Genomic DNA, 12962 nt, shown 5'->3' with positions numbered 1-12962 from the left:
GTGTACTTCCAGGGTGCCGCAGCTGCGGTCGTTCCTGGAGTCCCGTGTCATGACCGTCCGTCCGTCCTACACCCTGCGCCTTGCCGGCGTGCTGGTGGCCACCGCCGTCGCGCTGCCTGCGGTCGCCCGCTGCATCGACGACGAAGGCGTGGAGTCCAGCGTCAGCTACGGCGGTAGGCCGCTCGCGGGCGATGCCGGCGGGCCGCGCGTGTCGCTGCAGTCGATGGTCCAGGAAGCGGTGCGGCGCAGCCAGTCGATCGGCGCGGCGAAACTGCTGGCCGAAGCGGCCGCGGCCGATGTCGACGAAACCCGCATGTCGAGCCGCCCGCAGGCCGGCCTGACCGGCACGCTGGGCCGCGTCGGCAGCTCGGCCCCCAACACCGAATCCCTCAGCGGCAACCAGGCCCGCCTGGGCCTCAGCATCAGCGCGCCGCTGTTCGACGGCGGGCGCATCACCCAGCTGACCGACTGGCGCAGCCACCTGGCCGAGGCCGCGCGCCAGGGCCAGCTCAGCGCGCAGGAGCAGGTCGCGCTGCAGACCGTCTCGCTCGCGCTCGACCGCAGCCGCTACCGCATGCAGGCGCAGGTCTACCAGCAGTACTCGCGCAAGATGAGCTGCCTGGTCGAGGCGCTGGAAACCATCGTGCGCGCCGACAAGGGCCGCACCAGCGAGCTGGTGCAGGCGCAGAAGAACCAGCAGCAGGCCGACCTGCAGCAGGTGCAGACGCTGTCGATGGTGCGCCAGATCGAGGTCAAGCTGCGCCGCTTCGTCGGCGACGGCCTGCCGCCGACCGAAGGCCTGTCGTCGGTGCTGCTCGACGTGCCCAAGCTCGACGAACTGCTGGCCCAGGCCGACCGCGCCGCCGAGATCGCCCAGCTCGACCAGCAGGCCGAGGCGGCCGACAGCTACGCCCGCGCGGTGGTGGCCGGCCAGAAGCCGCAGGTCAACTGGACGGTGGGCGGCAGCAAGGCCAAGGGCGCCGGCGACGGCACCAACTGGTCGGCCGGCGTCAGCTTCAACATCCCGCTCTACAACGCCAGCAACGACTACTCCAGCGCCGCCGCGCGCAAGCGGGCCGAGGCCGCGAAGCTGCAGCGTGCCGATGCGCTGGAAGGCCGGCGCTTCCGCATGAGCGAGGTGCACGAGCAGGCGACCTCCGCCTTCGACCGCGCGCAGCGTGTCATCAGCGTGCTGCGCGACAGCGACCGGGTGCGCAACTTCACGCTGCAGCAGTGGCAGCAGCTCGGCCGGCGTTCGCTGTTCGACGTGATGGCCGCCGAGGGCGACCACTACGGCCTGCGCGTCGCCTACGTCAACGCGCTGTACGACGGCGAGCAGGCGAATGCGCTGCTGCGCTCGCTGGGGCTGGGCATCGGCGCCTGGCTGCAATGAACTTCCTCTGATCCGGCCACTACGGAAAGACACCGACACCATGGGAACCAACGACACCAGCCTGCTGGCCCCGCACGCGCTGCACCCGCAGGCCTTCATCGACCCCGAGGCGCACGTGCACGGCGACTGCGTCGTCAAGAGCGGCGCGCACATCTGCCGCGGCGTGGTCATCGAGGCCGGCTGCCAGATCGGCGCCAACGTGGTGTTCGTCGAGGCCGAAGGCCACGAGCCGGTCGGCACCACCGTGCGCCGCCAGGCGTGGATCGGTGCCAATTCGACGGTCTACGGCGGCCTGACGATCGCCGCCAAGGCGGTCGTGCGCCCCGGCTCGGTCGTCACGCGTTCGGTGCCGCCCGGTGCCATCGTCGAAGGCAACCCGGCCGCGATCGTCGGCTATGTCGATACCGACAAGGGCCCGGCGAGCGCGGTGCATGTGCCGAGCGCCGCCAACGGCTTCAAGATCGAGACCACGCCGGTGCACGGTGTCACGGTGCACCATTTCCCGGTGATCCACGACCTGCGCGGCGACCTGACGGTCGGCGAGTTCGACCGCCATGTGCCGTTCAAGCCGCTGCGTTATTTCATGGTGTTCGGCGTGCCCAGCCGCGAGATCCGCGGCGAGCATGCCCACCACCGCTGCCACCAGTTCCTGATCTGCCTGAAGGGCAGCTGCGCGGTGGTGGCCGACGACGGCAAGCGCCGCGTCGAGGTGGTGCTCGACTCGCCGCAGCGCGGCCTGTACCTGCCGCCGATGACCTGGGGCGTGCAGTACAAGTACTCGCCGGACGCGATGCTGATGGTGTTCGCCTCCGACTACTACGACGCCGCGGACTACATCCGCGACTACGGCGTGTTCACCGACCTGGTTGCCCAGGCATGACCGCGCCGCGGCTGGCCAAGGCGGGGCGCCTTCAAGGCAAGACCCTCGCATTCCGCGACGCCGCGCTGGCCGATGCCGAGTTCATCCTCGGGCTGCGCACCGACGAGAGCAAGTCGCGCCACCTGTCGCGCACCTCGGGCGCGCTGGCCGACCAGCAGGCCTGGCTGGCCGCCTATGCGCAGCGCGACGGCGAGGCTTACTTCGTCATCGAGAACCTGGCCGGCGACAAGCTCGGCACCGTGCGCCTCTACGACGGCCGCACGGTCGACGGCCAGAGCAGCTTCTGCTGGGGCAGCTGGATCCTGTCGGACGCGGCACCGTCATCGGCGGCCATCGAGTCGGCGCTGATGGTCTACGCGTATGCCCTCGATACCCTGGGCTTTACGAATGCGCACTTTCAGGTCAACCTCGCGAATGAGCGCGTCTGCGCCTTCCACGAGCGCTTCGGCGCCCAGCGGGTCTCGCAGGACGACGTCGAGATCGAGTACACGCTGGCGAACGCGGCGATCCGTGAGGCGATGAAGCGCTATGCCCGTTTCCTGCCCGACCCTCTCAAGGTGAGCATCTGACAATGGACAACCCCCAAGCTCTCTTCGTTCGCTGCCCCCCGAGGGGGCGCTCAGTGCCCTTCGGGCGGCCGGGCGGGCACTGAGATGGTTCCCTTCCTCGACCTGAAGTCCGTCCAGCTGCAGCAGCGTGCCGAGCTGGTGGCCGCCTTCGAGCGCGTGCTCGATTCGGGCTGGTACATCATGGGCGACGAGCTGAAGCGCTTCGAGCAGGAGTACGCGGCCTATTGCGGCGCGGCGCACTGCGTCGGCGTGGCCAACGGGCTCGATGCGCTGAGCCTCGCGCTGCGCGCGTTCGACATCGGCGCGGGCGACGAGGTGATCGTGCCGTCGAACACCTACATCGCGACCTGGCTGGCCGTCACGCACGTCGGTGCGACGCCGGTGCCGGTGGAGCCCGACGAACGCACGCACAACATCGACCCGGCGCGCCTCGAGGCCGCCATCACGCCGCGCACCAAGGCCGTCATGCCGGTGCACCTGTACGGCCAGCCGGCCGACATGACGCCGATCCTCGAGATCGCGCGCCGCCACCGGCTGCGGGTCATCGAAGACGGCGCGCAGGCCCATGCCGCGCGCTACAAGGGCGAACGCCTGGGCGCGCATGGCGACGCGGTGGCCTGGAGCTTCTACCCCGGCAAGAACCTCGGCGCGCTCGGCGACGGCGGTGCCGTGACGACGCACGACGAAGGCGTGGCAGCCCGCCTGCGCGAGCTGCGCAACTACGGCTCGAAGGTGAAGTACCACAACGAGGTGATCGGCTACAACTCGCGGCTCGACGAGCTGCAGGCCGCGCTGCTGCGCGTGAAGCTGCCGAAGCTCGACGCCGACAACCGGCACCGTGCGGCCATCGCGCAGCGCTACCTGCAAGGCCTGGCCGGGCTCGACCTGGTGCTGCCGGTGGTGCCGGCCTGGGCCGAGCCGGCCTGGCACCTGTTCGTCGTGCGGCACCGGCAGCGCGATGCGCTTGCGAAACGGCTGGCCGATGCCAGCGTCGGCACGGTCATCCACTACCCGGTCGCGCCGCACCTGCAGCCGGCGTATGCGTCGCTCGGCATCGCGCGCGGTGCGCTGCCGATCTCCGAGGCCATGCACGCGCAGGTGCTGAGCCTGCCGATCGGGCCGACCCAGAGCGTCGAGCAGACCGAGCAGGTGATCCACGCGGTGCGCGACGCGGTGAAGGCATTGGGCTGAACGCGATGAACATCACGACACTGATCCCCGCCTACAAGACCCGCTACATCCTCGACCTGCTGAACTCGCTGCGCTACCAGACGCGGCCGTCGCAGAAGGTCATCATTTCCGACGACAGCCCGCATGGCGAATTCCGCGAGGTCTTCTTCTCGGAGCCTTACAAGCCGCTGCTGGCGGGTCTGGACATCGAGTTCCACGAGGGACCGCGCAACGGCGCCTACGAGAACCTGAAGCAGCTGGTGCGGCTGTGGGACGGCCGCTCGGAGCTGCTGCACGTGATGCTCGACGACGACGTGATGTACCCCGAGTTCTACGAGCGCCACCTGGTGGCGCATGCATCGGCGAACTTCTCGTGCTCGGTGAGCCGGCGCTGGGTGGCCAACGAGCTGGGCCACCCGATGACGGGGCAGCCGGTGCCGGCGGCGATCGCCAACAACGCCAGCCGCATGATCGCGTTGAACGACGACGTGATGTTCATGAGCACGGTCGCCGAGTGCAAGAACTACTTCGGCGAATTCTCGAACGCGATCTTTCGCGCCGACTGTGCCGACCTGCTGCTGAAGCCGGCGCTCGGCGACGTGTCGTACGCCGGGCTGTGGGACCTGGGCGCCTTCGTCGCGGCGAGCATCCGCCGCCCGCTGTGCCACATCCAGGACCACCTGGGCTACTTCCGCATCAGCGCGGGGCAGAACTCGTCGAACGTCAACAGCCCGTTCATGAAAGGCGCGCACCTGGGCTTCGTCGCGCTGGCCGTCGGCGGGCACCGCATCGGCCGGCTGAGCGACGAGCTGCTGCAGCAGTGCTGCCGCATCATCCAGCCGGCGCTCAACGTGCGCTACGGCAGCCAGCCCGACATGCAGCCGTTCTGCGCGCTGCTGCCCGAGCTGGCGGCGGGCACGGCCGGCGCCGAGGAGCGCTTCATCGCGGCCTGGAACGACTTCCTCGCGACACACGGCTTCTGAGCACGCCGCGATCATGCTGAAGCTCGATCGCTACAAGGCCTGGATTTCGAACAGCAACCCGTTCGAACTCGAGACCTGGGTGCGGGCGCTGCTGGTGCACTACTTCTTCCATGTGTCCGACAAGGCGAGCGTCGAGGTGACGGCTGCGCCGGAGGGCGCAGCGCGCGTCGTCAACCTGCTGACGCCGACCGTCTTCAAGGGCAGCGGCCGCATCCGGCTCGCGCCGACGGTGGTGTTCGGCGTGCCGCGTTCGCCGGGCAGCTATGCCTGCAGCTACGTCGAGGCGCGCACGCCGCAATCGCTGATCGAGATCGGCGACGGCACGACCATCAACAACCGCGCGGTGATCGTGTCCGAAGGCGCGGCCATCCACATCGGCCGGCGTTGCCTGATCGGCTCGGAGTTCCAGGTGATGGACTCCAACGCGCACCAGCTCGCGCTCGGCCAGCGGCACCTGCCGGACCAGCAGCCGCGACCGGTGGTGATCGAGGACGAGGTCTTCATCGGCAGCCGCGTGACGCTGCTGAAGGGCTGCCGCATCGGGCGCGGCAGCGTGATCGCGGCCGGCACGGTGGTGCCGCCGAAGTTCGATGCGCCGCCGCTGTCGGTGATCGCCGGCAATCCGGCGGTGATCGTCGGGCAGGTGCAGAACATCGTTTGAACCAGCACGTCAACAACCAGGAGACGAGAACATGCACGACGAACTCATCGCATCGGTGGCCAACGACTGGTGGTACTACAACGTCGAGCTGGCGCCGGGGCTGATCACCAAGGGCACGCACATGCCGCGCGTGCCGATGATGCCGCGCATGCTGTTGCGCAACGCGAACCTGCAGGGCATGGATTGCTTGGACATCGGCAGCATGGAGGGCCTGATCCCGACGCTGATGACGCGCCAGGGCGCGAAGCGCGTGCTGGCCACCGACGCGCTGCCGCACTGCGAGAAGAAGATGAACGCGATCAAGACGATCTACGGCGTCAACTTCGATTTCAAGCAGATCGGCCTGCTGTACGACCTGAGCGTGAAGCTGAAGGACGAGGGCGGCTTCGACTTCATCAACCTGTCGGGCGTGCTGTACCACGTGTTCTCGCCGATGCACGTGCTGGCCGGGATCCGGCCGCTGCTGAAGAAGAACGGGCTGATGATCGTGTCGACCAACGTGATGCGCCGCGAGGGGCACACGCTGGAATACAACCACCGCGGCAACCTGCAGCGCGAGACCAACACCTTCTGGTACCACTCGGTGCCGATGCTTGAATCGCTGATCCGGCTCTTCAAGATGGTGCCGATCGACTGCTACTACTGCCCGCACTCCGACGTGAACCCGGCCAACTTCGCGCCGGGGGTCGACAGCGGCTACATGTCGGTGATGTGCCGCGCGGTGGACGACGGCGACATCCAGGACGGCGACGCGTGGGCGGCCGGCGCGCGGATGGCGTCCTGGGAATTCCTGTCGCTGTGCAACGGCGAGATGATGAACGGGCAACCTCGTTCGACCATCTCGTACCGCGGCGACCAGGATTCAGGCGGCAAGGCGACCAAGGGCATCGACCTGTTCCAGACCATTGCCGACGAGCGGCATGTGGTGCGGGCGGTGGATGACTCGCGCAATGCGCATACGTTGCGGTTGGCGGATATGTATTGACCCCCATGCGAGCAGCGATCCACGCTCTGGACGCGGACTGGAGAGCGATTGCGCGTGCCGCCAGCCAACTCCCGTGGAACGGCTTCGGGACGAACCCACGTTTGAAGGCGCTGGAGTCGCCGAGCCGCTATGGAATTGTCCATGGTTGCGTTCCTGTGAAGTGAATGAGTGAATGGCGAAGCCGCTGAAGCCACACGGTGGCTGACGTCGTGCGCCACTCAGCATGAGACGGCGTTGGCATGCGCAGGCCATCGCTCGCTGGCGGATCACGCCGCTTGTTCCCTCCCGGTGTACGCGCCTCGCTTGGCTGGTCAGGGTCAAACCACCCCCGGCAACCGAAACACCGCCACCGCATCCACCAGCCGTTGTGCCTGCAGCTTCAGGCTCTCCGCCGCCGCGGCACTTTCCTCGACCAGCGCCGCGTTCTGCTGCGTCGCCTGGTCCATCTGCGTGATCGCGCTGCCCACCTGGGCGACGCCGGTGCTCTGCTCGCCGGTGGCGGTGCTGATCTCGCCCATCAGCACCGTCACGCGGCGGATCGCGTCGACGACCTCGTTCATCGTCGTGCCCGCCTGGTCGACCAGCGCGCTGCCTTGCGCCACGCGGTCGACGCTCGCGCCGATCAGCGCCGAGATCTCCTTGGCCGCCGCCGCGCTGCGCTGCGCCAGCGCACGCACCTCGCCGGCCACCACCGCGAAGCCGCGCCCCTGCTCGCCGGCGCGGGCGGCCTCCACCGCGGCATTCAGCGCGAGGATGTTGGTCTGGAATGCGATGCCGTCGATGGTGTCGATGATCGCGGCGATCTGGTTCGAGCTGTCGTGGATGCCCCGCATCGTCTGCACGACGTTCGACACCACCTCGCCGCCCTTCATCGCCACCGAGCTCGCACCATTCGCCAGCTGGTTCGCCTGCACCGCGTTGTCGGCGTTCTGCCGCACAGCAGCGCCCAGTTCGTCCATCGACGCCGCCGTCTCCTCCAGCGCCGCCGCCTGCTGCTCGGTGCGCAGGCTCAGGTCGTTGTTGCCTTGCGCGATCTCGGCACTGGCGGTCGCCACGCCCTCGGCATTGGCCCGCACGCCGCGCACCAGCGCGGTCAGCCGCGCCTGCATCTCGGCCAGCGCCTGCAGCAGCAGGCCGGTTTCGTCGCGGGTGCGCGCCTGCACCGCCACCGTCAGGTCACCGGAGGCCACCGCCTGCGCCACCTGCACCGCCTGGTCGAGCGGCTTCACGATGGTGCGGCTCACGCCGATGCCGACGACGATGCCCAGCAGCGTCACGCCGAACATCACCACCAGGCTCAGCCGGATCGCGTGTCGTCCGTCGGCCGAGGCCTGCGCCGCGATCTGCGCGCTCTCGGCCGCGATGCGCTGCGCCGCCTCGCCGAGCAGCTTCACCGGCTCGCGGTCCATGCCCTTCACGCCGTTGTCGCCGGCCGCCGGGTCGAAGCCGGCCGCGGTGAAGGCGGCGTACCCCTGCCGGTAGCCTTCGCCCATGCGTGCATGCGCCTGCGCGAACTTCTCGACCAGCGCGCGGCTCTCGCCGTCGGGCAGCGCCTCGCGCAGGCGGGCGGCGCCGTCGGCCACCGACCGGTCTTCCTTCTGGAACGCGCCCCAGTAGCGCTCGAGCTGTTGTGGGTCCTTGCCGCGCAGCAGCGTGTTCTTCCACTCCTGGACCTGGGTCTTGAAGCTGTTTTCCAGCGCGGCCGCAGCGCGCTCGTGCGCCGCATGGGTCTGCACGACAGTGTCATAGGCGGTGAGGGAGCGGTCGAGCTGGCGAATGCCGAACAGCGCGGCGATCAACAGCAAGGCGAGCGTGAATCCAAAGGCCAGGGGCAGTTTCAGATTCAGCTTCATGGCGCGGACTCCGTGCTGCTGGGGCGCGCCAAGCATAGACCTGCGGTCCGATGGCCGGGAGATTAAATCCGCGGGCGCGTTGTGCGGCTGCCCGCCTCGACCTCCGGCAGTGAGGCCATGCGCCATTTTCGTGCACATGACTGACGCCGAGGCAAAGTACTGCGGGCTCTTGCACAGCCGCTACAGCTGAGTCGAATCGGCGGGAAGTATTTGCACGACCAAGTTCATGAACGAAGGGCGTACCGAGGTATATCGCTTCGAAACCTCATCGGCCAGAAGTCCTTCGCTCAATTCTCTCTTCAACCGCCCAGCCTTGTGCCTCGGTATCGTCACCAATTCGCCGGATGTGAGATCGGAATTGTATTGGGTGTACTCACTCGCATAGTATGCGTCGATAGGGTTCTCGAACATCGATTCAATGATTGAATCCGATACCCCTGCGGCTTGCAACTCGTCAGGATAAAATTGTTCGGCCGATGCCAGAAGGACGGCAATCCTGCCCATCTTTTCAGTTTGAGAATTGGCCTCAATTGTGGAAGGATTTACCTTCATTTTTTCGTGCGCGGCGTTGAAGAGGTACTTCGCGCCGCTTGGGCCATGGCTTTTGGCGAGTTCGCTCAGATATTTCTCCTTCACGACCTGTCCATCGACTTTGCGACTGCGTCGAAGTGGCGTTGAATGCACCAGCAGCGAGTCGCACCAGCTCACGACCGCGTCAGGTGAAATTCGCTGGCACTTCAAATAGTCCGAAGGCGTTTTTGCCTGCCGCTCGCGCAGCTCATCTTTCAGCGTGAAGGGAAGTGCCGTTGCACCGACGTCGAATGATTCGTCAGGAATGTATTCAAAACTGAGCGTTTCCAGCGAATTCAGATAGACCAGATTGGAAAATACATACTTTCCATCTGATGGGCCGTCCTTGTGGAGAAAGGTCAGGCTGGACGATCGTTTGGTAACGTATTCGAGCGTCAGAACAACCTGCCAATCGGCGTTGGCGAGATGCTCAATATTGGTGGCCATGTACTCGAGCTGGCCTGATTTCTGCAAGATCATACGGGTGAAATCGAGCAGGTTTTTTTCTTCAGTCGGGTTCGAGTGGAAATCAAAATCCCTGGCGGCAGGATCGTCGCTCGTCGGTGCGTTCAGGCGTTTGAAAGACAGGATTCCATCGAGAGCCGTTATTTTGATGTCTGCAACTCGATTCACTGCGTGACCATCGTCGTCCAGATCATGCTGTTCCAGAAAGGCGATCAATCGGTCCCGCAAAACGACTTCATTTGATGTGAGCTGGCTGAAGACCGGCTCGGTCCACCCCGGGTCGGCAATCCTGTCGCGGCATGCTGGATCGTCTCCGATCACTTCCTGCAATGCCGGGTGCTGTTTCGCCAAGGTCCGGGTGTCCGACACGCCGGAGGCCGCAGACACCTTGATGGGGGCGGACCCATCCTTCGAACGGGTGGAGGATGATCCGGTGGAGAGGCTGATTGGCCGCATGACACAACTCGAAGAACGCAGATGCGCAATGAGTGGCGCCGCCGCCAGCCGGGTTCCGCAAACAGGTGTCCAGGAAGATCGCTCACCGTCCACCCACGTGACGGCGACTCACCTGTTTCAGATCAAGGGGCCGTTGTCCCGGGCTCCTTCGGCCAGGAGTCGATGCAACTCGGCATTGAGAGCCGGGCTGGACGGATGGGCAGATGCCGCGGAGGCAACGGCGGTCGCCGGCTGTGCGGCCTCGTGCACCAGCACCTCGGCCGCAGGCGCCGCTAGCAGTTCGCTCAACTGCACCGCAGGCGCCGCACTCTTCTCCTTCGCAAACCACACATCCGCCATCTGGTGCTGCGAGCCATCGCTCATCGTCACGTTCGACACCAGGCCCAGCAGGTTGCCGTGGTCGACCGCAGTCCCGGCGATCGCGTGCAGGTCCAGCGACACCACGCCCACGTCCGCCAGCGATTTCAGCTCGCCCGCATCCGTCTTGCCGTCGTGGTTCGCATCCACCCACACGCGCAGGTCCTTGAACTGCGCGTCGGCGGCGCTGATCAACCCGTCGTGGTTGCCGTCCAGCGGCGCCAGCGCGGCATAACCGTTCGCGGCCCGCGTGCCGTCCGCCAGCCGCGTGCCGATGCCGAACAGCTCGCTGCCGTCGTTGACCGCACCATCGTGGTTGCGGTCCAGCGCCAGCAGCGCGGAGCCTTCCGCGATCCACCCGGTGCGCGCCGCGCTGCCGGTTGCCGCGAGGTCGAAGCTCACGCCCTGAGCCGCCGCCGTCGTGTGAATGCCGGTGCCGGCGAGGTCGAGCACGATCGGCGTCACCGACAGCAGCGCCGAGATCTGCGCGCCCGTCATCACGCCGAGGTCTTCCGGCGTGATCGCGGCCACCTGCTGCAGCGACATGGCAGCGATGTCGGCCGTCTCCAGCGCCACCGTCTGCGCGGTCGTCAGCGCGGCGATGTGGTCGGTGCTCAATCCGGCGATCTGGTCGGTGCCCAGCGCCACGATCTGCGCCGTCGTCAACGCGGCGAACTGATGGGTGCTCAAGACCCCGAGCTGGTCGCTGCCGAGCGCATGGAATGCTGCCGTGCCGAGCGCACGCAGGTCCTGTGTCTCCATCGCCGCCACTTGCGTGGCGTCCAGCACGGCTGCCTGCACGCTGGTCAGCGCGGCGAACTGCGCGGTGCTCATCGCGACGATCTCGTCGGTCGTCAACGCGGCAACGGCCGCGGCACCAAGCGCCCGCACCGCACCGCTGCTCAGCGCCGCCACGTCGGCCGTCTCCAGCGCCGCCACCTGGGTCGGTGTCAGCGCCGCGGCCTGCGCGGTCGACAACGCCGCGAACTGCGTGGTCGTCAGCGCGTTCAGGTAGTCGGTCGGCAGCGCCGCAACCTGCGGGCCGGTCAGCGACGCGATCTGCGCGGTCGTCAGTGCGGCGAACTGGTCCGAGCCGAGCGCTTCCACCTGCGCCGGCGTCAGCGCGCGGAACGCGGCCGAGCTCAGCGCGCGCAGGTCGGCGGTTTCCAGCGCCTGCATCTGCTCCGTCGTCAGCACGGCGGCCTGCGTGGCGGTCAGCGCCGCCGCCTGGGCCGTCGTCATTGCGGCGATCTCGGCGGTCGTCAACGCGGCGACCGAAGCGGCACTCAGCGCCTTGATCGCCGCGGTGTTCAGCGCCGCCCAGTCGGCCGTTTCGAGGCTCGCCACCTGGGTCGGCGACAGCGCCGCGACCTGCGCCGACGACAGCGCGGCGAACTGCGCGGTGCCGAGCGCCTGCAGGTCGTCGCTGTTGAACGAAGCCACCTGTGCCGGCGTCAGCGATGCGATCTGCGCGGTGGTCAGCACCGCGAGCTGCGCGGGCGTCAGCGCGTCGATCTGCGACGCGCTCAGCGCACGGAACGCGGCCGAGCTCAGCGCCCGCAGGTCGGCCGTCTCCAGCGCCGCGATCTGGTCGGTCGACAGCGCCGCGATCTGCGCCGCGTTCAGCACCGCGGCCTGCGCGGTGGTCAGCGCGGCGATTTCGTCGGTCGTCACCGCGGCCAGCGCCGCCGGGTCGATGCTGCGGATCGCGGCGGTCGTCAGCGCGGCCCAGTCGACCGTCGGCAGCGCGGCCAGCTGTGCCGCGCTCAGCGCCGCAGCCTGCGCCGACGTGAGGGCGGCGAACTGCTGTGTCGACATCTGCTGCAGGTCATCGGTGCCGAGCACCGCCACCTGCGCCGGCGACAGCACCGCGACCTGGGCCGTGGTCAGCGCGCCGATCTGGGCCGGCAGCAGCCCGCCGATCTGGTCCGTCGTCAGCGCGCCGACCTGGGCCGTGCTCAGCACCGCGATCTGCGCGGTGGTCAAGGCGTCGAGCTGCGCAGCCGAGAACCCGCGCAGCGCGGCCGTCGTCAATGCCCGCAGGTCGGCGGTCTCCAGGTGCGAGATCTGCTGCGTGGTCAGCGCTGCCACCTGCGCGCTGTTCAGCACCGCGAACTCGGCGGTCGTCATCGCGTTCAGCGCCGCGGTCGCCAATGCGGCGATCGGCGCCGGCGACAGCGCCGCCACCTGCGCGGTGGTCAGCAGGCTGATCTCCTGCGTCGTCAGCGCGGCCAGCTGCGCACTGCTCCAGCCGCGGATCGCCGCGGTGGTCAGCGCGCGCAGGTCGGCCGTCTCCAGGTTCGTGGCCTGCTGCGGGGTGATCGCGCCGGCCTGCACCGGCGTCAGCATCGCGAACTGCGCGGTCGTCAGCGCGTTCAGCTCGCTGGTCGTCATGCCGGCGATCTGCTGCGTCGTCAGCGCCTGCACCTGGGCGTCGGTGAGCCCGGTGGTGTTGGAGGTGCTGACCGGCGGCGTCGGCGTGGCCGAGCCCGCCGTGCTGCCGTCGGACGAGAACAGGTCCCGCCAGGCCGAAGGCAGCAGCTTGCTCACCAACCACTTGACGAAGCCGAATTTCATGCGGGCAGGGGTGCGGGTGACGGGCGTGAGAGCGCGGCACGCA

At 67.8% G+C, this 12962-nt stretch carries 10 protein-coding genes; 7 read left to right on the top strand and 3 right to left on the bottom strand.

Annotation, left to right across the window (positions count from 1 at the left end; genetic code table 11):
• The first annotated feature begins 49 nt into the window (after positions 1–49).
• From ASC98_RS13820 to ASC98_RS13790, 7 genes are all read left to right on the top strand, one after another.
• Positions 50–1393, top strand: a complete 1344-nt coding sequence (locus tag ASC98_RS13820; RefSeq protein WP_056811855.1) for a TolC family protein — start codon at positions 50–52, stop codon at positions 1391–1393.
• Between the two features lie 40 nt (positions 1394–1433).
• Entirely contained in the window at positions 1434–2273 is an 840-nt protein-coding gene (locus ASC98_RS13815) for a WxcM-like domain-containing protein (RefSeq protein WP_056811852.1), read from the top strand.
• Positions 2270–2842, top strand: coding sequence for a GNAT family N-acetyltransferase (locus ASC98_RS13810; RefSeq protein WP_056811849.1), 573 nt, complete (start codon positions 2270–2272; stop codon positions 2840–2842). Before ASC98_RS13815 ends, ASC98_RS13810 begins: the two co-directional genes overlap by 4 nt.
• A gap of 84 nt (positions 2843–2926) precedes the next feature.
• A complete protein-coding gene (locus ASC98_RS13805; protein ID WP_056811846.1) occupies positions 2927–4033 on the top strand; it encodes a DegT/DnrJ/EryC1/StrS aminotransferase family protein in 1107 nt (368 codons plus the stop codon).
• A gap of 5 nt (positions 4034–4038) precedes the next feature.
• Positions 4039–4995 carry a glycosyltransferase family A protein gene (locus ASC98_RS13800; RefSeq protein WP_056811844.1) on the top strand — a complete coding sequence of 319 codons (957 nt, stop codon included), beginning with the start codon at positions 4039–4041 and terminating at the stop codon, positions 4993–4995.
• Positions 4996–5008: 13 nt separating this feature from the next.
• Positions 5009–5656 carry an acyltransferase gene (locus tag ASC98_RS13795; RefSeq protein ID WP_056811841.1) on the top strand — a complete coding sequence of 216 codons (648 nt, stop codon included), beginning with the start codon at positions 5009–5011 and terminating at the stop codon, positions 5654–5656.
• A 31-nt stretch (positions 5657–5687) separates the two neighbouring features.
• Positions 5688–6641 carry a bifunctional 2-polyprenyl-6-hydroxyphenol methylase/3-demethylubiquinol 3-O-methyltransferase UbiG gene (locus ASC98_RS13790; RefSeq protein WP_056811835.1) on the top strand — a complete coding sequence of 318 codons (954 nt, stop codon included), beginning with the start codon at positions 5688–5690 and terminating at the stop codon, positions 6639–6641.
• 317 nt (positions 6642–6958) lie between these two features.
• Here the strand turns inward: ASC98_RS13790 and ASC98_RS13785 are convergent, their stop codons facing one another.
• The 3 genes from ASC98_RS13785 to ASC98_RS13775 all read right to left on the bottom strand — a co-directional run bounded on the left by ASC98_RS13785 (position 6959) and on the right by ASC98_RS13775 (position 12919).
• On the bottom strand, positions 6959–8494 hold the full coding sequence (locus ASC98_RS13785; protein ID WP_056811832.1) for a methyl-accepting chemotaxis protein: 1536 nt from the start codon (positions 8492–8494) through the stop codon (positions 6959–6961).
• 180 nt (positions 8495–8674) lie between these two features.
• Entirely contained in the window at positions 8675–9985 is a 1311-nt protein-coding gene (locus tag ASC98_RS30365; protein ID WP_157597698.1) for a hypothetical protein, read from the bottom strand.
• A 117-nt stretch (positions 9986–10102) separates the two neighbouring features.
• Positions 10103–12919, bottom strand: a complete 2817-nt coding sequence (locus ASC98_RS13775) for a hypothetical protein (RefSeq protein ID WP_056811826.1) — start codon at positions 12917–12919, stop codon at positions 10103–10105.
• Between the last annotated feature and the right edge of the window lie 43 nt (positions 12920–12962).

This window comes from Rhizobacter sp. Root1238 (assembly GCF_001425825.1).
GTDB lineage: Bacteria > Pseudomonadota > Gammaproteobacteria > Burkholderiales > Burkholderiaceae_C > Rhizobacter.
The sequence above is the reverse complement of the archived record's forward strand: the minus strand, read 5'-3'. Positions and strand labels throughout refer to the sequence as shown.